The 19,437-nt window shown below is 59.3% G+C and carries 18 protein-coding genes and 1 tRNA gene; 6 read left to right on the top strand and 13 right to left on the bottom strand.

The annotated features are described in order from the left end of the window. Nucleotides 1–55: 55 nt before the first annotated feature. Both KI787_09700 and KI787_09695 read right to left on the bottom strand, forming a co-directional pair. A complete protein-coding gene (locus KI787_09700; protein ID MBV6630227.1) occupies nt 56–904 on the bottom strand; it encodes an NAD(P)-dependent alcohol dehydrogenase in 849 nt (282 codons plus the stop codon). A gap of 108 nt (nt 905–1,012) precedes the next feature. Beyond that, entirely contained in the window at nt 1,013–1,855 is an 843-nt protein-coding gene (locus tag KI787_09695; protein MBV6630226.1) for a redoxin domain-containing protein, read from the bottom strand. A 376-nt stretch (nt 1,856–2,231) separates the two neighbouring features. Here KI787_09695 and KI787_09690 point away from each other — a divergent pair, with 376 nt between their 5' ends. Continuing rightward, nucleotides 2,232–4,751 (top strand): hypothetical protein, encoded by a 2,520-nt coding sequence (locus KI787_09690; protein MBV6630225.1) that lies wholly within the window; start codon nt 2,232–2,234, stop codon nt 4,749–4,751. 19 nt (nt 4,752–4,770) lie between these two features. Here the strand turns inward: KI787_09690 and KI787_09685 are convergent, their stop codons facing one another. The 5 genes from KI787_09685 to KI787_09665 all read right to left on the bottom strand — a co-directional run bounded on the left by KI787_09685 (nt 4,771) and on the right by KI787_09665 (nt 9,332). Next, nucleotides 4,771–6,915 (bottom strand): alkaline phosphatase D family protein, encoded by a 2,145-nt coding sequence (locus KI787_09685; protein ID MBV6630224.1) that lies wholly within the window; start codon nt 6,913–6,915, stop codon nt 4,771–4,773. A 79-nt stretch (nt 6,916–6,994) separates the two neighbouring features. Further along, nucleotides 6,995–7,303, bottom strand: a complete 309-nt coding sequence (locus KI787_09680; protein MBV6630223.1) for a DUF1272 domain-containing protein — start codon at nt 7,301–7,303, stop codon at nt 6,995–6,997. Nucleotides 7,304–7,344: 41 nt separating this feature from the next. Then, complete coding sequence (locus KI787_09675) at nt 7,345–7,848, bottom strand: hypothetical protein (GenBank protein MBV6630222.1); 504 nt, start codon at nt 7,846–7,848, stop codon at nt 7,345–7,347. Nucleotides 7,849–7,863: 15 nt separating this feature from the next. Continuing rightward, entirely contained in the window at nt 7,864–8,346 is a 483-nt protein-coding gene (locus KI787_09670; protein MBV6630221.1) for a hypothetical protein, read from the bottom strand. An 83-nt stretch (nt 8,347–8,429) separates the two neighbouring features. After that, nucleotides 8,430–9,332 (bottom strand): AraC family transcriptional regulator, encoded by a 903-nt coding sequence (locus KI787_09665; GenBank protein MBV6630220.1) that lies wholly within the window; start codon nt 9,330–9,332, stop codon nt 8,430–8,432. Nucleotides 9,333–9,742: 410 nt separating this feature from the next. Here KI787_09665 and KI787_09660 point away from each other — a divergent pair, with 410 nt between their 5' ends. Then, nucleotides 9,743–10,129, top strand: a complete 387-nt coding sequence (locus KI787_09660) for a response regulator (GenBank protein ID MBV6630219.1) — start codon at nt 9,743–9,745, stop codon at nt 10,127–10,129. Nucleotides 10,130–10,177: 48 nt separating this feature from the next. Here KI787_09660 and KI787_09655 read toward each other — a convergent pair whose 3' ends face one another. Continuing rightward, nucleotides 10,178–11,626 carry a hypothetical protein gene (locus KI787_09655; protein MBV6630218.1) on the bottom strand — a complete coding sequence of 483 codons (1,449 nt, stop codon included), beginning with the start codon at nt 11,624–11,626 and terminating at the stop codon, nt 10,178–10,180. A gap of 205 nt (nt 11,627–11,831) precedes the next feature. Further along, nucleotides 11,832–13,034, bottom strand: a complete 1,203-nt coding sequence (locus KI787_09650) for a methyltransferase (protein MBV6630217.1) — start codon at nt 13,032–13,034, stop codon at nt 11,832–11,834. 111 nt (nt 13,035–13,145) lie between these two features. Here KI787_09650 and KI787_09645 point away from each other — a divergent pair, with 111 nt between their 5' ends. Both KI787_09645 and KI787_09640 read left to right on the top strand, forming a co-directional pair. Then, entirely contained in the window at nt 13,146–14,063 is a 918-nt protein-coding gene (locus KI787_09645; protein MBV6630216.1) for an SPFH/Band 7/PHB domain protein, read from the top strand. Between the two features lie 48 nt (nt 14,064–14,111). Next, complete coding sequence (locus KI787_09640; GenBank protein MBV6630215.1) at nt 14,112–14,582, top strand: NfeD family protein; 471 nt, start codon at nt 14,112–14,114, stop codon at nt 14,580–14,582. Nucleotides 14,583–14,669: 87 nt separating this feature from the next. Here the strand turns inward: KI787_09640 and KI787_09635 are convergent, their stop codons facing one another. Next, nucleotides 14,670–15,266: a LysE family translocator gene (locus KI787_09635; protein MBV6630214.1), complete on the bottom strand. Its 597-nt coding sequence runs from the start codon at nt 15,264–15,266 to the stop codon at nt 14,670–14,672. Between the two features lie 63 nt (nt 15,267–15,329). Here KI787_09635 and KI787_09630 point away from each other — a divergent pair, with 63 nt between their 5' ends. Then, nucleotides 15,330–15,791 (top strand): Lrp/AsnC family transcriptional regulator, encoded by a 462-nt coding sequence (locus KI787_09630; protein MBV6630213.1) that lies wholly within the window; start codon nt 15,330–15,332, stop codon nt 15,789–15,791. Here KI787_09630 and KI787_09625 read toward each other — a convergent pair. Both KI787_09625 and KI787_09620 read right to left on the bottom strand, forming a co-directional pair. Further along, nucleotides 15,788–16,828 carry a mechanosensitive ion channel gene (locus KI787_09625; GenBank protein ID MBV6630212.1) on the bottom strand — a complete coding sequence of 347 codons (1,041 nt, stop codon included), beginning with the start codon at nt 16,826–16,828 and terminating at the stop codon, nt 15,788–15,790. The two genes, KI787_09630 and KI787_09625, sit on opposite strands and share 4 nt — an antisense overlap. A gap of 114 nt (nt 16,829–16,942) precedes the next feature. Then, entirely contained in the window at nt 16,943–18,214 is a 1,272-nt protein-coding gene (locus tag KI787_09620; GenBank protein MBV6630211.1) for a hypothetical protein, read from the bottom strand. Between the two features lie 319 nt (nt 18,215–18,533). Between KI787_09620 and arsC the strand changes: the two genes are divergently transcribed. Next, complete coding sequence (arsC, locus tag KI787_09615) at nt 18,534–18,884, top strand: arsenate reductase (glutaredoxin) (GenBank protein ID MBV6630210.1); 351 nt, start codon at nt 18,534–18,536, stop codon at nt 18,882–18,884. A gap of 393 nt (nt 18,885–19,277) precedes the next feature. Here arsC and KI787_09610 read toward each other — a convergent pair. Further along, nucleotides 19,278–19,354: transfer RNA gene (locus KI787_09610), tRNA-Ile, on the bottom strand. Nucleotides 19,355–19,437 lie beyond the last annotated feature (83 nt).

The following is a 19,437-nucleotide window of genomic DNA, read 5'->3' as shown; positions in this document are numbered from 1 at the left end:
ATTTCGAATAACAGCTTCCATGTCAGGCCGTGAAAGAAGAGTAAAGACCGTTGACTTAGTCCAGGTCGATCACAACCTTGCCTCGGCTTCGTCCGGAGCGGCTACGCTCATAGGCTTGCTGAGCATTGCTCAGCGGGTACACGCTATCAATCACTGGCGCGAGGCTGCCAGCGGCGATTAAGGAATTCAGAGTCTGCAAATCTTGGGTATGAGATTCCACGATCACAATTTGACTCCGCGGGTCACGCGCGCGAATCACTCCCCAGTAAGCACGGGCATTACCCCCTGTGGAAACGAACCAGGACCCCGGTGCGCGCAGAGCATGACAGCTCTGCGGAGTCTCAAAGCTGGTGACGTCGAAGATCAGGTCATATTGGCCCTGACTTCGCCACTCGTCACCCACGGTGTAATCGATGACATGCTGGGCGCCAAGGCTTTGTACTAACTCACGGTTTCGACCGCTACATACGGCGGTGACCTCACAACGCCAGGCCGCTGCAATTTGCACCGCAAAAGTGCCAACTCCGCCCGAGGCACCGATGATGAGTACCCGCGAACCCGACTTGGCCTGGCCCTTGTTCAGGCCCTGCAGGGCTGTTTGCGCAGCCAGTGGCATGCTCGCAGCCTCTACCCAGCTGAGGCTAGGTGGTTTGTGCGCGATGCGGGCCTCGTTGATGACGGCTACTTCTGCGAGGGCGGCCGTCCGTGGGCGCATATCCATGCCATATACAGCGTCGCCAATTTCAAACTGGCTGACCTTATCGCCAACGCCAATCACTTCTGCCGCGAGGTCGTCGCCGAATAGCGGTGGCAGCCACCGCTCCGGCACAGGCGCCAAAGCTCGTGCCGCATTCCAGTTGAGTTTCCAGTCTTTGGGATTCACCGAAGTGGCATGAACCCGCACCTGAACCTCAAGGCCACGCGGTTGTGGTGGAGCTTTGACGGTTGAATGTAAGCGAGTTGGCTGGCGCCAATGCTTGAGTGCTATGGCATGCATGTTCAATGGCTGAGCTTATGCGGTGAGATGGTCATCCAACACCCTGAGGAAATCTGCGGGCTCTGGACGAATACGGTAGTTGGAGCTGAGGTCGGCGTACAGGACAACGCCCGAGGCATTGGTAATGAAGACCGTAGGAAGGGGGACGTCGCTGTCGTAGCCCAGCGCCTGTAAGCCGGTCGGCAGACCGTTTGCAGCGAAAATTCGCAGGCGTTTAGCCACGGCATTGTCGCGGTCGCGCATGAATCGTAAGGGAACGGAGAACTTCTGCGCCAAACTGCGCGTCTGCGCGTCGGATTGCGGGCTCACCAGCACCACCTGCGCCCCACGGCGTGCCAGCTCTTGGTACTGCGCAACCACCTCTTTGATCTGAGCCATACAAAAAGGGCACCAGTTGCCACGGTAGAACATCCACACGGTGGGTTGGTGACTCAGGCTGTGCAAAGAATGGGCGTGGCCGTCGACGTCGAACAACTCGGCCTCTGGCAAGGCCTGACCGGAGCGCAGCACCGAGTCATCACGTTGGTTAAAGCGCGAATACCATAGGTCGTAGAGTAGGGTGCCTACGACGCCGACGAGTACCGCTAGTACGAAGGCCCAGCCCCCGCCGAGCATGCCGGCAATCAGACTGCCGAGCACGCCCGCTAGGAGTACATGCCAAAGGCGCTTCGGAGTGCGGGCGTGTCGTCCGGTGAAGACCCAGCCGAAAAACACCGCCACACCTCCAGCCGCAATCAAGGTGCCCCACCACGGTGTCGGCCCAAAACCGTTTTGTATGATGATCCACGCTGAGACAAGGCTCAGCACAACTGCACCGCTGGAAAATGCAGAAACAAACAGTGACTTGAGGTGTTGCACGCGTCCATTCCCCGATGTGTTCCTTGCTCATTGTGCCTGAGGATCTGCTTGCTCCGTTTGCCAGGCCGTACTTCGGGAATCAGCCAGAGCCTCGATGAGGCAATAGAAAGAGCCAAGTCTGCACTCCTTCTATCTGGTAATCCCCCAAACGAAATGCTGCTCCAATCTTTCCAAGCACTCCGGCCCAGGGTCCAGACCATGGCCAAACGTCACGACGATGAGTGGCATTGGCCCGGAGATGTGAGTGATATCTACCCTGAATGCGAAGGTGCGCAGAAAATTGCGACAGACCTTAGTTTCCTGAGTCGTTACACTCGCCATTGAACCTGCCCATGTCGGAGAGATTTGTCCGACCGAGGGGCTGCGAGGAGACAACATGCATTTACAACGGCTGCCGGGCCACCGGCTAATCATGCTTTTTCTGGCGTTTGGTCTGTACGCCTGTGAAGGCGGTCGAGGCGAGCTGTCTTCGGCAGCGGGCTCTCGCAGCATGGAACCCATGGATACCGCTGCATTAGATGCCCAGGAGGCGGAGTTGCAGCAGCGCGGTTGTGACCCCTTAGACCCTGCCCATTGCTTGTTTCCCTTTCCCAGTGACCATTTCACCCGGCCAGCGCCTGCCGGTGCACCGGGCAGTATGGAACGGGCAGGAACAGGGCAGCTGATCAACTTCCCCTTGGCGGCCATGCCCAGGAACATCGCCGGCGCGCCGATCCAGCCTTGGGAATGGAACCGCAGTGATGGCTATTCGCCAGGCCAGCTGCTGCTAGCTCGTGTGCCCAATGTGGCCATCCTGCGTGATGTCGACGGGAACGCGCTGGGGCCGCTGCCCAATGCGCCCTCCGTGAACGATCCCGGAGCGTATCTGCAGCCTGCGGCGAGCATCCTGGTCATCGATGCCGAAACCGGAGCGCGGCACCCGGTGTGGGCGGAAATTGATGCCAATGCCGGATTCCGCTCGCCACCCGGCGGAGAACCCAGTAATCAGGCGGCTGAACCGGCGGTGATTATTCGGCCGGCGAAGAACTTCAGGGAGGGGCGGCGCTACATCGTGGTGTTGCGTGACCTCCGCACGCAGGACGGGCAGCCCATTGCCGCGCAAGCCGTCTTTGCCGCTTGTCGTGACCATGGCAGTGCCGCTCTGGCAGCTAACTGGCCAGGACTGGCTGCGCGCTGCGCCAACCTGGAGCAACGGGTCTTCCCGATCCTGCAGGACGTGGGCATCGCAGTCGAGGCCAATGCCGGCCTCTACCTGGCCTGGGACTTCACCGTGGCCAGTGCAGCCAGTACCAGTGGTCGGCTTAAACATATGCGCGATGATGCCTTTGGGCGTGTACTCGGCCAGGTGGAAGATGACCAAGGCCGCGTCCTGGAACTAGGAGCGGCGCCGACCTTCACTGTGGACTCCCAAGTTGTCGATGATGACTTCCTGGAGATTCGCGGCACGCTGCAAGTGCCCAGCTATGTGCTGCCGGCCGACCCCTCGCCGCTGGAAGAGTCTGCCCCGGCCAATGCCGTGGACGCGGTACTGACGGCTCTGGAAGAACAGGAACCCTTGAACGAGGTGGCGGGTCCGCTGCGTGAGGTGTTGCGCATCGGCAGCAGCGCTTCGATTCCGCCTAACCGGCTGAATTACCTGCCGGACGCCACTTACCCAGATGACCTAGCGTTGTCGCTGTGGGGCGACGGCTTGCCTGATCAAAGCGGCACCATCGATGTGCCCTTCTTCTGCCGACTGCACGAGCAATCCACCAGCGCCAACCCGGCGCGGGCCGGGATTTATGGTCATGGTTTGTTGGACTCACGCCAGGCCGTCTCTTACGACCGCGTGCCCCAGTTCAGTCGGGCCAGCAACTTCCTGTTCTGCGCGGTGGACTGGTTTGGCTTCGCCCAGGGAGATATCCCCAACGTGGCGGCCATGCTACTGGATCTGTCGCTGTTCCCGGCCGTTCCGGATGGCTCCCAACAGGGCATGTTGAACATGCTGTTTCTGGCCCGGTTGTTGCGCCACCCCGAAGGGCTGTCTGCGCACCCCGCCTTCCGTGATGCGGATGGGCCGCGCTTTCTGGCCGAGCCGGTGTACTACCACGGTATCAGCCAGGGCGGCATTCTGGGTGGTGTGGTGGTGGCCATGAGCAAGGACATCACCCGCGGCGTTCTGGGCGTTCCGGGTATGGCCTACAGCATCTTGCTGCAACGCAGTACCGGCTTCACGGGCTCTATCGTGGACCCCATCCCGCTGAGTTTTGCAACCCCACTGTATACGGCCTACACCGGCGATCTGGATCGGGCCCTGGCCTTTGGTCTCATTCAGATGCTCTGGGACCGCGCCGAAAACAACGGCTACGCCCATCACATCGCGAACAACCAGGTCTTGGCGGGGCCCGACAATCAGGTCTTGCTGCGTCCCGCCTGGGCCGACCATCAGGTGACCCATTGGTCGGCCTATGCCCTGGCGCGCACCATTGGCGTGGACCTAGCGGATGTGATGTTTCGCAGCCCGGAGCAATGTGGCGAGGCCGTTCGCTTTTGCTACAGCTCGCGCGCGCAATGGGCCCGCGAACGCGAGGTCGACGTGGACCTGCTCTGGGGTTTGCCCTTAGAGGGGCGCGAGGTCAGCTACGCCCAGCCGGGTGGGTCGGCGTCATTGGCCGCGCAGCAACAGTCCGCACTCATGGTCTGGGACGAAGGCGAAACCGCCGCCCCACCCTTGGCCAACATTCCCCCCAACTGGAAGGATGATCGCGACCCGCACTCTTACCCACGTGATGCGCCGGGCAGCTTCTGCCAGCAGTCGCATTTCCTGCATCCGCAGGGACGGGTGATCGACGTGCGCGCCGTGGCTCTCGGTGCAGACTGCCCAGCATGGCCAAATCCTGCCGAGCCTAGGCCATAAATGCCCTCGATTGCGGGTCTTAATCCTCGGCGATATCGGGCTTGGAGGTCGGGGCAGAAGAGTTGGAGGCCTTAGCATCTACGGAGATTGCTGCCCGGCGACGGCTCAGGCCTTGTGCCAAGGCTGCGGCGGCGGCAATCGCGCCGAGACCCACACCCAGCGAACCGCTGCCGGACCCGTTCCCCGAATCAGCACCACTTGTGTTGTTGTCCTCGACGGGCGGATTCAGGCTTTCTTCGGCAAGCACTGTCTGCGGTGCGATGATGGGCGGATCCTGACGCGAGCCTTGCTCCCCGGTGGCCAGCGGTGCGGCTTCCACGGGGGTGAGGTGCGGATTGCCACGCGGGGTACGCAGTTTGATCAGTAGGGTTTGTTCCTCGCTCATCTCGCGCTGCGGCGTGGTCCAGGCCTCTAGGAAGGCCTCAGACTCACGCAGGTGCACCATGGTGTAGCCGTATTGGGCTTTCCAGTTGAAGTAAATCAGATTGGGGTTGGCCACTTGGGCGGCTGCCTCAATGGCGATGGCGGCGGGCAGGGCGGCGGGTCTATACACCGCGTCATAGGTTTCGGCATCGTCAAAGGGGGCATTCTGGCGGCCGCCATTGGCCTGCCAGTACAGGGTGTCGGCCACCACATCCTGGGCGCCGGGGCGACCCATGGCGGTACCCACCATTTCTACACCGACCACGGGCAGCGGGGAGAGCCCGGTGCGGGGCAGGTAGTTGGGCAGCTGCGGGTCTTCGGTGAGGTCGGAGGCAAACCACCCATGCGAATCTCCGCTGAGCACGATGTTGTCGCGAATCTCGTTATCGCGTAGCCATTGGTAGAACTTGCGCCGCTCTTCGGGGAAGCCGCCCCAGGAGGTGGTGTAGAGCTCGGGCCCGCGCGGGTCGATGCCAAACATCTCCTGGAACTGCTCTTGATATTGGGTATAGAAGGGGGTGTTCAGCGTGCCCAGCTGCGACATGTTGTGCTGGTTAATCAGAACGTTGTGACGAACGCCGCGGGCCTTGCCATCGAGCAGGGTCTGGGTGAGGAAGTTCCATTGCTTGTCGCCCAGCAGTTTGCTCTCCACCGCATTCTCATCGCGTTGGTAGCGCACATCCATGACGATGATTTGGGCTACATCGCCAAAATCCAGCACCCGATACTGGTTGAAGGTCTCCAGACCGCGGGGGATGTCCACCTGTTCGTTAGGGCCAGTGAAGGGGCGCCAGCGCCCTGAGCCATCGGCCAAGGTAGGCCGTTGCGGCGTCCACTCGTGGAAGACTTCGCCGGACTGCTCTAGGGTGATGAAGGCATCCTCGCTGAACTGGGTGGCGTCGTAGTCATGGTTGTCGCCCAACACCACGAAGGGGGCGGCCAGGTGGGCGGCCAGCATGTTCGGACATTGGTAATACAGGGCGTAGCGCCGGCGGTTTTCGCCAATGGTTCGCCAGTCGCGGTTGTCGATGTCCTCGTAACCACGAATTTGGGGGTTGCCGTCCTTGTCCGGATATTGCCGGCTAGACATATGGTTGCCGGACACTTCGTAAACATGGTCGCCGGCATTGGTGATCAGGTCGATATCGTTGCGCGCACCCATGCGGCCATAGCCGTTGAAGAAGTCTTGCCACCAGGAGGTGCAGGACACATGACCAATGGTGAGCTCAGTAATGCCCTGGCCGGTGGCGGGTGCGGTGCGGGTACGGCCAATGGGAGAGCGAAAGCCCAGGGCGGTAAAGGCGTACCAGTAAGTGGTGCCGGGTTGCAGGCCGTCGGCGTCCACCTTCACCGTGAAATCGCGGCTGGCGTCGGTGCTAACCACACCGCTGTTAACAATGGTTTGCAGCTCTGGGTCGCTGGCAATCACCCAGCCCACATCCACGCTTTGAAAGCCCTGTGGGTCCGGCACTTGGGTCACGTCCCAGCCGCGCGCATCAGGAATCGTGATGCGGGTCCAGAGGATGACTCGGTCCTGCAGCGGGTCACCGGAAGCCACCGCATGGCCAAAGGGCAAGAGTTCCTCGCGGGCGGGGAAGTGCCATTCGCCCCCAGGCAGTTCCCGGCAAAAGGCTTGGGCTTGTGCCTGGGCCCGGGCGGGCATCAAGGCTGCAAAGCTGGCGCCGGCTGCTCCCAAAGTGACTGTGGAGAGAAATTCGCGTCGGTTTAGTGGAGGGGCCATGGCGGATTCTGGTCAGGTTCTCAAGCACCAAAGATTAAGACAGTCCTATGACGACTGGATGACCATCGGCAAAAAGCCCTTAGCGTTTGTGGGGCGGTAACTGGCCTAAGCGCTCCACGAGCGCAGCATGGCGGCGCAGGTCCACTGGCCGGTGGAGCTTGGTCTCTACCGGGGGGTGCTTTTGCAGACTGTTATCACCAAGCCACGCATTGGCGGGTCGTATGGGGCGGGGACAGAAGTTTCCGCCACAGTTGGGGCAAATATTGTCGAGCAAGCCTTCCGCACATGCCGCGCAGAATGTGCACTCGAAAGAGCAGATGCGCGCATTCGTACTGTGTGGAGGTAGGTCTACTCCGCAGTGCTCGCAGCACTGTCTGAGTTCAAGCATGGGCTAGCCTCAAAAAGTGATTGTTTGCCACCACAGAGCAGCTAAGCGGCTGCTAAACGACTTCGCCCTGTTACCAGGCCCAGCAAAGCTTTTCGGCGGAGGTAAAGCAGTCCGGCGCAGCTCAGCCACACCCCGCAGGCCATCGCAAACAACGCGCCGCCATCGCTACTGCCGTCGGCATTTTGCACCGCCACACCCAAGGGAGTGAATAGGTGAAAGCCGATGGCCCCGGAGATCACGCCCAAGCCAAGCAAGGCACCTGCTGCGTTGAGGATGGCAAGGCGGGGAATCAGCATGCCCAGCAGCAACAGCACCGAGGCGATGAGCTCAAAACTACCAATGACTTTGGCGGAGAAGATGCCGCCGGGTGCAAACACCCCCGCAAACCCTAGGCTTGCCGCCCAGGGGTCCAGCTTGGTTTCGAAGATGTAAACGGTCTCTGGGGAGCCAGTGAACTTGAAGAACAGGCTTTGGATGAAAACAAAGCTCACAAATAGGCTCAAGGCCCAGGGCAGTGCACGGTGCAGAAGTTTGGTGTCGGACATGACCGGGACCTCGACTTATTGTTCAAACAAGGTGGGGAATTTCTTATTGGCCTCGGCAATATAGCCGGGGATATCGCGGCGCCATTTTTTGGAGACGCTGGCGTCGTAGTTCAGATATAGCTGGCCATCAACAATTTGCCATTGGTCCGGCTCAATTTTGACCAGGTAGCCCTTGGATACACCATAGGCGCAGTAGCCACCATATGCCGGCGCGTAGGCACTGGGGTCATTGGCAAACAACTCCTTATGCTTGGCGTTGGCAAAGTGCCAAGTGGCCCCTTGATAGTCCAGGCTGTGTTCGGCCAAACCGGGTGTGGGCTTACCAAGCAGGTGGTAGGCCACGGCGTCGTAACCACGAATGGCAATTCCGGTCGGTTCTGGGTCACGGAAAAAGCCGGGGTCTTCGCCCAAGGTGTTGATCGGGGCTTGGGCCAAGCTCAGGCCACTAAGACTGGCCAGAATGAAAAAAAGCAGTGATTGAGAGAGTTTGGCGACCATGGGATGGAGCTCCAGCAAAACCGAAGTTCAGCTTAGTTGGCGCTGAGGCTGGCCGGCATGTTCATGGTGCCGGTGCTGCTGTCCTAGCGACCGGACTGTGTGCGCAACTGTCCAGGCCGGCAGCCAAAGATTTTCTGAAAGGCCTTAGAGAAGGACGATTCGCTTTGATAGCCGCACTGTAAGGCGATTTGCTGAATGGTTTCTTGCGATTCACGTAAGTAGCGCCAGGCGCGCTGCATCCGCACCGTCCGTAGATATTCCAGAGGCGACTGACCGATTTGCGCACGAAACTGCTCTGCAAAGGCCGAGCGCGACATATGCGCACATTGGGCCAGGTCGTCGAGTTGCCATTCACGTTCTGGCTCCAGATAAAGCGCCGTGAGCGCACCGCGCAGGCGCTTGTCGACAAAGGCCTGCAGGGTGTTGTCGTCGGTTTGGGTGGCCTGTTGCAGATGCCGAAACACATGCATCATCAACACATCACCCAGACGATTGAGAACCAGCTCGCTGCCACGTTCGGCTTCGCCGCTTTCGGCCAGTAATAGCTGCATCAAAGGCTGTAGGCGTGCTGCGAGTGGCGCTTCACTACCGCGGAGAACCAGTAATGGAGTCCAGCCGGCTAGGAATGGTGCAGCCAGAGCCCCATCGTAGGCCAGCTGCCCGCACATCATGCCCACATCATCAGCCGCATTAATGCATCCATCGCTGCGTAGATGCTGGGTGGGGTCGAAGTCGTCTGCGTCGTCCACATCGGCCTGCAAGGCATGCCGCACGCCGGGGCGAACAAAAACGCAGTCGCCCGCATGGAGCCGGTAGCGCAGACCATGCTCAGCAGCCTCAATGCGCGCCTGCCCATGGCTAATGCAGTGGAAGAGCACTTGCTCAAAAGCGGGCTCGCTCACCCTCCAGCGACCGCATTGCACGGCGTTGTGGAACACCTTGGTACGGATGTTCAGGCTGGTGAATAACTGACTCAGGGCATCCATAGCGAATTCGGACTGCCGATACGTGAAGACGAGCCCATGGTAGTCGTAAACGGGCCCTATGTATTTACGACAAGCACCACTGCTAGCAAAGCGTTAGACTAAATTTCGTTAGAGGATGACGTGACTGGTGTGCGGATGTCCAGCCCTGGGCCAAGGACCACAACCTCAGTCGACAATGTAGGAACAGGCGTACCTGAATCGGCGCTTTCGGCGGGCAAGGCCTCCGTACAGGGGCTCGCGAAAACGGTAGGTGGCAGGGCGCAATATAGTCGCCAGGATACTCAAAGCCTGGGCCTTGCCTGGGCATGAGCGACATTTCACTACCGGCCATGGAGGGCTGGCATGACACAGAATGATTTCGCCGTCTGCAGAGTCACTGCCCATCGTCTCTGGGCTGTGCAGGATCGGTCATGAAGCGCATTCTTATCGCAGTCACCGACCAAGAGCTGCGCGCCCACCTGCGACAGGAATGGGCGAATCATTGTGAGCTAGTCGAAGCCAATAGCGGCGCTGAGGCGGTGTACTTGGCAGCAACCACCCAGCCGGATTTGGTCTTGGTATCGATCATCCTAGATGACGTTTGCGGTGTGGAGGTCATCAAGGCTTCCCGTCATCACAATCCCGGAGCTCGGGTGGTGGCCTTGGCGCGCCACGGCGATATACCCGCCGCCGCCTATGCAGAAATGGCGCGCGCCATTGGTGCCCACGAGGCTCTGGTGGAGCCCGTCCGCATGCCGCAATTGCAGCGCCACTTATTGGTCGGTGTGGCGCCGCATACGAATGCTGCTACCGCCTAGCCGGGCAATGTCCTGTGCAGCTTGGAGTGCTGCCCAATTCTTGAGTGGCTACCGTCCTGATCTGCCGTCTGCATAGCCATCACTGGGGAATAGCGTGGGACGGTGAATGTGCGGGGGAATTTGTCTGCGCTGCGCCGTAGGGGCCTCGATGGTGCTGGGCAGGTTGAGGCAAAGCCCAAGCGCCGGAAGCTCAACTAGGCAGCTCGGTTCCTGAATGTCGGCGGACATTTGCGCTGCGACGCTGAGTAAGGAGGCGCCGCCCATGTTGTCACGGCGCTGCACAGCGTCGCGGACCCAGGCCGAGTAGTTCGAATAGTTATCCTCCCTCGCCAGCTGAAAGCTTTCACGCATGCCCTGTAATTGGTCTCGGTCGACTTGGGCGGCTAAATCCGCTGGCAGACGGGGGACAGTGATCTCTTGCCGTGTGGCTGGGGCATAGAGGCACCACGTGGCAACGTCGTTGCGAATGCTCACGCCGCAGCTAGACGCAGACAGCGCGGGCTCAGCCGCAGTTTGATTGAAGGCTAAGGTGTAGGTGCTGGAATCGTAGTCGCCGAGGTCCACAGCCGCCTCCCAGAAGGATGGCGTGTAGACGGGCGGGGGTGTTTGTGCCCCCTCTAAGCGCAGCCAGTTGAACTCGGATTCGGCGGCTGGTCGGGATGCAGACAAGACCACTTGTTCGCCGGCTTCAGCGGTCAAAATGTTCAGGCTGGCAGTGGACGAGCCGCTGTCCAAAAATACAAAGGGGCCGTAGACCAGGTCGGGCAGGAAGCTAAACCCGTAAACGTCGGTATTCGGCCCGCGTTCGCTCACATCAATGCCTTGGGCCGCTTGGTCGACAACCATCACATAGCGGTTGTTCGCAATCAGCTGATCTTCCCGCCGCAAGCTGAATAGCACCTCATCCGCTTGGGCATCCGCAGCCCAGGCCAGGATCACACCCGGGCTTTGGCGCGCCGGGAAATCCTCAAAAGTAAATGAGGTGCTGCTGGGAATGGCCCAGGAGCGAGAGGCTAGCCAATCGGAAGCACTCACGCCAGCCGATGTAGCACCGCCATTGATGGCCTGAGCATCGACGTCTACGTCAATCAACACGCTGTTTTGCAGCTGAGAAATAGCGGGGGCTGGCACCCGATAGCGGCCGCGCGGAAACTCCAGCAAACTTTGCAAAAGCCAAGCGTCGGCATCACGCCACTGCACGGCAATACTCAGATGAACAGGACCTTCAGGCGGGCTGCCAAAATCGGCGATGCCCCCCGTTTGCAGTAGGTCGATGTCGGCCAGAATTGTATTGGCATCCTCGGCGTGTAACAGCGCACGAAAGTGTTCAAAGCTTTGGGAGTATTGCGAGAAGCCTTCAAACTCCACCCGGATCTCGCCGCTGCTGGCGCTACGCCAACCGCTATTCACGATGGACGCGGTTTCATTGTTGTCACAGCCGCTCAGCAGCGTGATGCAGACGAGAGCCAGCCAATAGTTGGGGCGGTAACGAGTCAAGGTTCCCTCCGCTTTGCAATGCCTAAGGCCTGCAGTTGTTCTCCAATCACAAAAATAGCGGATGGCCAATGAGTCGTCTATCTACAAAATGCTGATGCAAGCGAAGGCCAGTATTGATTGAGCGGTTGATTGCCGGGATGAGCTGGGCCGGGTTAAGCCAGGTTAAGCCCGTGCGCCACTCCCGATTGGCGCAGGATGGTGTGTCTTAGTCCGGCCTATATCCACGCAGAAGTAAATTTCTTGGTGTGGTCTGGCGCGGGCAAAAGGTGGTTATTTCCATGCTAAAGCCGCGCTCTTGCAAGCGCAGAGCAATATCCAAGACCAGCCATATTTCCAGGGGGCGGCGAAACGCATGGCGGACCACTTGTAGGCGGCGGGCACGCTCTAAGCGCGTCCAACCCTGCGTCTCCCAGGCCGCCCAGTCCAGTGAGGCTGGCAGACTCAGGTCTTTGAGCTTAGCTAAGCGGCGGATGAAGGCGGCGAAGCCATCCTTGAGTTGCCGGTGGGGAAGCGAAGGTGTCGGCCAGTAAGCATCAACCCCGCGAAGTTCGCGTTGCAGGCTGTCAAAGGCTAGCCGCCAAGCGGCCATGGTCTGGTGAGCACGGCGCTCCCTGGCAGGAGCATGGACTAAATCCTGTACGGCCAATTGCACTTGATTCCGGCTAAGACGTAGGTCATGACCTTGGGCAGCCGCTGACAGAGGTTGGTATTGCTGCTGTAGCCAAAGTTGGTAGCAGCAAGGAGCAAGCGTGATGTGTTGGGCCTGATCCAGTTGTGGGTGATTGGCCAGGCTGCGATGCAAGTCGCCACAGGCGTGCAAAGCCACAACATGGGCCCCAGCGGGAATGATTGTGGGCTGATTCAGCACATCGGCGACTTGGTAGGAACACTCCAGGCCCTGACGCTGCGCCAAATCTTGACCCTGCTCGCAGAGCGCCGGGTTGCGCTCCACCGCATGGAGTGCGCTGCCATCCCTTGCTGCGAGGTGGCGGCCCAAGTGGGCTTTGCCACTGCACCAGTCCAGCAATGGCTGATCATCGGCCGGGACCTGCTCGGCGAAGGCGCAAATTTGTGCCCACTTGCGCCCCGGAATGCCGGACGCGGCTCGGGTTTGTGGCGGCTGATGGTGGGCAGGCTCTCTGAGCCCCAATGACAATGCTGCGGGTAGGGGGCCCAGCTGTGGCAGCTGGTCTTGCAGCCAATCCAGCTCGCTGTAGGGCCGCTTCGCCAGCGACTCCAGCTGCTCCGCCGAGTACTCCATGCATTGCTGCCCCAGCTCCGGATGTGTCCGCAACCACGCTGGATTGGGGTGCACAAAGGGCGATGGCCGCCAGAGCTCGCCGTGAGCGTCTAACCACTGGCCTAGCTCCTTTAGCGCGTGGGACCAGTTGTCGCTGCTTGATGTCATTCCGGCGGGCAGAGCCACATAACAACTCGAGCGGGCCAGTGGAGCTGTCGCTGGATGCGCAAATGGCTCAGCAAGTAATCTATGGCGCAAGGGAGCGCTTTGCCCTGGCTCATGACTGAGGAGTTATCCGTGGAAGTTTTTGTACTGGCCGTTATGGTTCTGGCCGTCGTCATTATCGCCTCAGGGGTCAAAATTGTCCCGCAGGGTAATCGCTATACCGTAGAGCGCTTTGGTCGCTATACCCGCACCTTGCAGCCGGGCCTAGCTTTGATTGTTCCTTTTGTGGACCGCGTAGGTCGCAAGATCAACATCATGGAACAGGTGCTCGATATTCCGGCTCAATCCGTCATTACTAAAGACAACGCCACAGTGTCGGTGAATGGCGTGGTGTATTACATGATTAACGATGCCAGCCGCGCCGCGTATGAGGTGAATGATCTGGATCGGGCCTTGAGCAATTTGGCCATTACCTCCATTCGCTCAGTGATTGGCGAGATGGATCTGGACCAGGCCTTGAGCTCGCGCGACACCATGAATGCCCGCTTGCTGGCAATTCTGGATGAAGCCTCCGACCCCTGGGGCACCAGCGTGCGCCGCGTCGAAATCTCTGATCTGGAGCCCGATCCTCAGCTGGTGCAGGCGATGAGCATGCAGATGCAGGCGGAGCGGAAGAAGCGGGCTCAAATTTTAGAGGCTGAAGGTTTACGGGAGGCTGAAATCAAGCGGGCTGAGGGTGAGAAGCAAGCTCAAATTCTGGAGGCCGATGGCCGATTGGAAGCCGCGAGGCGAGATGCCGAGGCACGCGAACGCTTGGCTGCCGCCGAGGCCAAGGCCGCCGAAGTGGTGAGCGAGGCCGTGAAGAATGGCGACAAGACCGCCATCCAATACTTCATTGCGCAGGGCTATACCAAGGCCTTGGAAACCATCGGCGCAGCCGAGAATCAAAAGGTGATCATGCTGCCGCTGGAGGCCAGTAACCTTATTGGCTCCGTCAATGGCATCAAAGAGTTGCTGGATGCCAAGCAGTAGTTGCACGCTGGGGCATGTGGTCCCCTTCAATGTCGCCCCGGAGGCAGCATGATCGAGTTGTTGAGTAGCCACCCGCACTGGACCTGGCTCAGTTTAGGCGTGTTGCTCATGGCTGCCGAGGCTTTGATTCCCGGCGTGTACTTAATGTGGTTTGGCCTCGCGGCGGCCCTGGTAGGAGTGATCACCGCAGCCTTGGGTTTAAGCCTGATGGCTGAGGTCTTCTTGTTTGCTGTGATCAGCGTGGGCTTTGTGGTCGGCTACCGTTTATGGGAGCGTAAGCATCCTCCAGAAGGTGGCCTGGATACCAGCGGCAAAGCCGTGAACTCTCTCCAGGATCGCTTTGTTGGCAGCACGCTAGTGGTACAGACAGCCATTGTCGCCGGACAGGGGCGGGTTAAAGCCGGCGATACCAGTTGGCGTTGCAAAGGGCCGGACATGCCCGCGGGCGCGACCGTGACTGTAGTCGCTGTGGAGGGTGGCACCTTGGTAGTGGAGCCTGCCCGCCCACAGCAATCATGAGGGTTGGCGTCGCAGCGGTGTGGCGGTCTCTGGCTATGCACGCTGCCAATGGACTGCCAGCCCCCGCTTTAAAGTTCTGCACAGCAATTACAGCTCGAGTACAGGGTAAAGTGACCCCACCAGCAAAATGGCCATCACCACGTTAAACGCCCGCAAGCGTCGGGGCTGGGCCAGTACGCGCTGGAGCTGGTAACCCAGTACCGTCCATAAGCTGACCGAAGGTAGGTTGACGAGGCCGAAAACGGCGGCGACAAGCAATACAGCCCCCAGGTCACGCGTGGGTGCATACACGGAAATGGCGGTCAGGGCCATGGTCCAGGCTTTGGGGTTGACCCATTGAAAAGCCGCGGCCTGGCCAAAATTCAAAGGACGCCCCTGTGCGGGTTCTGCTGAGCTGCTGGGGCTTGCCGTTGCTATGCGTACGGCGAGGTAGATCAAGTACGTCACGCTCAAAACCTTCAGTACGCTATAGCTGGCGGGCAGGGCATCAAAGAGCTGCATTAAGCCCATCCCCACCATCATCACCATAAACACAAAGCCTATGGCGACGCCCAGCATGTGCGGAATGGATCGTTGAAAACCATAGTTCGCTCCGCTGGCCATCAGCATGAGGTTATTCGGGCCTGGCGTGATGGAGGAGACCAAGGAAAAGGCGACGAGGCCCCAGAGAATGTGCATGTCCATGCACATATTGTCTGCAATAAACGGCAGAATGTGCTTGCAAAGTTGTGCAAATACGGGAGTAAAATGCAACAAACAGCTAATTTGGATAGAAAAAGCAACCAAATATTGCATGAGCTGCTTGCTGATGGCCGAGTGACCAATGCCGAGCTGGCGCAGCGCGTGAACCTCTCGCCGTCGGCGTGTTTGCGCAGGGTTCAAGAGCTAGAGCGCCTGGGGGTGATTCAGGGCTATCGCGCCGTGGTTAACCGTGCTGCACTGGGGGTGGGTTTTACCGCCTACATCGCTGTTGGGTTATCCAATCACACCAAAGAGTCCCAGCTTGGCTTTGAACGCTCCATCGTACAGGCCCCCGAAGTGCTGGAATGTCACAACGTCACTGGCGCCTTTGAATATTTGCTTCGCGTGGAAACTGCCGATCTCGCCGCCTACAAAACCTTCCATACCGACCTGCTCGGCACCCTGCCGCAGGTGAGCTCCATCAGCACTTTCGTGGTCATGGAGTCTGCCAAGGACGAGCGAGCTTAGCTTTTGGGCGAGGGCTGTTCAGAGGGTGAGGCAGAGGCCACCAACAATTCCAGACTGCGTTGCTCCGCCTCAAGAGCCGGTTTGCGAGGGTCATCGCCTTGAAGGGCCTCTAGCTCAGTACGGATTGCATCGATCCGCAGCTGCTGTTGTTGCTTTTGGCTAGCCTGCTCCGCCTTGTCAAAGACCATATCTTCGACTTTTGCGGCCGACTCTGCCTTTGAGGTTTTGACCTGCCTCGCCGCAGGTTGCTGCGGAATGGCGCGCTGTTCCGGAGGCTGCGGGCGTTGGTTCATGAATGCAGGGGACACAATCTCGACTCCCGCTCCATGCAAGGTGTCGAGAATACTTGCCCGTAGTTGCGAGCGCGCCGTAATTAGGCTTCCGACATCATCCAAGCGCCCACCCACGCGATACACAATAGAGTAGTCGCCCAACTCCAGAATTTGCACGAAGGGGTCGAGTAGCCCGGCCTGCGCACCCGCTTCACACAGCCAATCTTCTACTTGTTGGTGGTGCAGGTCATAGCCCAGCGAGAGCGTGCTGGAAATAATCGTGCCCTCCTCATGCACCACCGTCACGGGCGTTGTGATCAAGTGCATGTTGGGCAGAGTCATCAGGTCGCGGTCTTCGGTTTGTATTTCGGTATGGAACAAGCCCCGCTCGGAAACCCGCCCAAAATGCTCGCCCACGCGAATGAAGTCCCCCGGTCCGAAGCTGTTGATGATGCGCAGCAGTAAACCCGCCATAGCATTGGCCACCAAGGTGGTGGACGACAACGCAATCAGCGCCGTTAACATCAAGCCCAACAGGCTCAATAACTGCCCGCGCGTCGACTCCGAAATAGGCAGCGTGAGCACCAGCAGAATGACCGCCGCACTCCAAGCCACAATCACCGTGATTTGCCGGGGCAGGTGAGCTTCAGGGTTGGCGGGCGCATGCCGCCGCAGCCACAGGTGCAAGCCAATGAGCAGTAGCGCGGCAATGCAGGCCGCAACAATCAGCGGTGTGAAACTCGACAGATCAGGCAGCGACAGCATGAGGGCTAAATGTGCAGGCGGGCATTGAGTCTAGCCATACAAACGGATCTGTGTTTTGCAGGATGGTGCGCTATGCCATTGCCACTCCGGCGTGGATTTCAGCATGTCCAAGATTCACAGAGCGATATCAGCTGGACCTCCATCACTCTCCCGAGGGTCGGATGAGTTGCGCATGGCAAACAGAGCCATCCCGAGGGTGATTGGCCCGATGCGCCCCGCCCACATCAAGAAGACGAGTACGGATTTACTCAGCGTCGAGAGGTCGCTGGTTGCACCTAAGCTCAATCCCACGGTGCCCAAGGCGGAGGCGGCCTCAAAAACCAAGCTCAGAAAATCCTGCGAATCCACCAGAAGCAGCAGAAAACTTCCAAGCAGCAGTAAGCCCAAGTAAAAGCCGAGGCCCGCATAGGCCAGGCGCAGTTGAGGCGTGGTCAGTGTGCGCCCAAAAACCCGAACCTCATCTTCGCCACGTAGCTGTGCGCGGGTTGTGAAGAAGATACTCGCGACTGTGGTGGACTTCAGTCCTCCACCCGTGCCACTGGGCGAGGCACCCATCACCATCGCGATGATCAGAATCAGCAAGGAGCTGGCGGTGAGGCCTGAGATGGGGTAGGTGTTGAACCCCACCGTGGTCAACGCGGTAACCGTTTGAAAAACTGCCGCCAGCAGTCGCTCAGTTGGTGGAAGTTGGGCGAGTGCCGAGTCAGTAGCAAGCAGAACCACACTGCCAATTGCAATGCCCCAAAAGGTGGCTCGCAAAATGATTCGGCTTGTAATGCCCACCTGCCCACCCCGGCGGGTGAGCGCAAGCCACCAGTCGCTCATCACAATGAAGCCTACTGCGCCGAGAAGACTGAGACTCATAATGGCGATATTCACACCAATATGATCAGAAAAGGCTTCAAGGCTGGTGTTGAATAGCGAAAACCCCGCCGTACAAAAAGCAGAGACTGCATGAAAAAGGGCTTGCCAAAGCGCGTTCGGTACCTCGAGATGTCGAAACATTGCCCAGAGCGCGACGGCACCAAGCCCTTCAATGACCAGCGTAAACACGACGACGTTCAGTACAAACCGCCGGGTGTCGAACTCTTTGGGCAATGTGAATGTGGTGCGTACCAGATTGTCTTGGCGGCGGTGCCAGTGGTGGGAGATGGACAGGACGAACACCGAACCTAAGGTCATGTAGCCAATGCCTCCGGCCTGGATCAGAAGCAAAATGACAATTTCGCCAAAAAAGCTGTAGCTATCTGCCGGGCTGATTGATACCAGGCCTGTGGTGGATACGGCTGATGCAGCGATGAACAGGTGATCGATGGCAGCGACGGTCTGGCCGTCCTCCCGGGCCCATGGTGTCGCGAGCAAGGCCCAGCCCAAGAGCATATACATGGAGTAGCCCAGGACCACATGAGTGCGCGCACTTCGGTGCCGCAAAAACAGTCGAAGCTGTAGCCAAAAGCCGTGCCGTTGCATCTACGAACATCCCGTTGAAGGTGTGCGCATGCTCTAGCAGTTCTTCTGTGGGTGCAAGACTTCGGCAATCCGAACGCGGTGCATGGGACATAGGCGGGATCATCCCGCTAAGCCGGGGAACCGTTGTAGGGAGCATTGGTAGCGCTCAGCCAGAAAAACCCCAGGGGATGCGCTGCTTGAGTCCCCGAGCGAATGTCATTAGGCTCCACGGCCACTTCGACTGCGAATCATAGAAATGACGGATTTCATCTGGCACAACCCTCGCTGCAGCAAGAGCCGCCAAACCTTGGAGTTGTTGCGTGAGAGCGGAATGGATGTTGAGGTGGTGGAATACCTGAAAGTGCCGCCCAGCGCCACCGCCATCATGGCTGCCGCCGAAGGGCTGGGTTGCCCCGTGACCGATCTGATTCGCAGCAAAGAAGCCTTGTTCAAGGAGCTGGGGCTGTCATTGGCAGACGAGCGTAGTGAGATGGAGTGGGCCGAGCTACTGCATCAACACCCCAAACTGATTGAGCGTCCGGTGGTGTGTATCAAGGGCCGCTACGCGATGGGCCGCCCGCCGGAGAATGTGTTGGAGCTGCTCTAAGGCGTTCGCGCGAAGATCCAATTAGCCCCGAAGGGCGAGGGCCGGGAAGGCCCGAGTCACCTGGAACCGCCATCGATGCCAGTGGGCAGCAGGTGTTTGAGGAGAAGTGGTGGGCCCACCAGGAGTTGATGAATCGGCCTGGACGGCCGATTCACACGACCGTAGGGAGCCCGAAGGGCGAGGGCCAGGAAGGCCCGAGTAACCTGGAACCGCCATCGATGCCAGTGGGCAGCAGGTGTTTGAGGAGAAATGGTGGGCCCACCAGGACTTGATGAATCGGCCAGGACGGCCGATTCACACGACCGGAGGGAGCCCGAAGGGCGAGGGCCAGGAAGGCCTGAGTAACCTGGAACCGCCATGGGTGTCAGGCGGCAGCAGCTGTTTGAGGAGAAATGGTGGGCCCACCAGGACTTGAACCTGGAACCAACGGATTATGAGTCCGCTGCTCTAACCAATTGAGCTATAGGCCCGCACTAAACCTTCTGTATTCTGCCCCAGGTGGCCGATGAGCGGCGCGCGCACTAGCGGCGGGGAAGGGCAGTCGTGCAAACCC

It is taken from the genome of Oceanococcus sp. HetDA_MAG_MS8 (genome assembly GCA_019192445.1).
Classification (GTDB): Bacteria; Pseudomonadota; Gammaproteobacteria; order Nevskiales; family Oceanococcaceae; genus MS8.
The sequence above is the reverse complement of the archived record's forward strand: the minus strand, read 5'-3'. Positions and strand labels throughout refer to the sequence as shown.

What these genes read in the sequence shown, in the direction of transcription:
- KI787_09690 (MBV6630225.1), top strand. Translation starts at nt 2,232, where the DNA reads ATGCATTTACAACGGCTGCCGGGCCACCGGCTAATCATGCTTTTTCTG.
- KI787_09685 (MBV6630224.1), bottom strand. Translation starts at nt 6,915, where the DNA reads ATGGCCCCTCCACTAAACCGACGCGAATTTCTCTCCACAGTCACTTTG.
- KI787_09680 (MBV6630223.1), bottom strand. Translation starts at nt 7,303, where the DNA reads ATGCTTGAACTCAGACAGTGCTGCGAGCACTGCGGAGTAGACCTACCT.
- KI787_09675 (MBV6630222.1), bottom strand. Translation starts at nt 7,848, where the DNA reads ATGTCCGACACCAAACTTCTGCACCGTGCACTGCCCTGGGCCTTGAGC.
- KI787_09670 (MBV6630221.1), bottom strand. Translation starts at nt 8,346, where the DNA reads ATGGTCGCCAAACTCTCTCAATCACTGCTTTTTTTCATTCTGGCCAGT.
- KI787_09665 (MBV6630220.1), bottom strand. Translation starts at nt 9,332, where the DNA reads ATGGATGCCCTGAGTCAGTTATTCACCAGCCTGAACATCCGTACCAAG.
- KI787_09660 (MBV6630219.1), top strand. Translation starts at nt 9,743, where the DNA reads ATGAAGCGCATTCTTATCGCAGTCACCGACCAAGAGCTGCGCGCCCAC.
- KI787_09650 (MBV6630217.1), bottom strand. Translation starts at nt 13,034, where the DNA reads ATGACATCAAGCAGCGACAACTGGTCCCACGCGCTAAAGGAGCTAGGC.
- KI787_09645 (MBV6630216.1), top strand. Translation starts at nt 13,146, where the DNA reads ATGACTGAGGAGTTATCCGTGGAAGTTTTTGTACTGGCCGTTATGGTT.
- KI787_09640 (MBV6630215.1), top strand. Translation starts at nt 14,112, where the DNA reads ATGATCGAGTTGTTGAGTAGCCACCCGCACTGGACCTGGCTCAGTTTA.
- KI787_09635 (MBV6630214.1), bottom strand. Translation starts at nt 15,266, where the DNA reads ATGGACATGCACATTCTCTGGGGCCTCGTCGCCTTTTCCTTGGTCTCC.
- KI787_09630 (MBV6630213.1), top strand. Translation starts at nt 15,330, where the DNA reads ATGCAACAAACAGCTAATTTGGATAGAAAAAGCAACCAAATATTGCAT.
- KI787_09625 (MBV6630212.1), bottom strand. Translation starts at nt 16,828, where the DNA reads ATGCTGTCGCTGCCTGATCTGTCGAGTTTCACACCGCTGATTGTTGCG.
- KI787_09620 (MBV6630211.1), bottom strand. Translation starts at nt 18,214, where the DNA reads ATGTATATGCTCTTGGGCTGGGCCTTGCTCGCGACACCATGGGCCCGG.
- arsC (MBV6630210.1), top strand. Translation starts at nt 18,534, where the DNA reads ATGACGGATTTCATCTGGCACAACCCTCGCTGCAGCAAGAGCCGCCAA.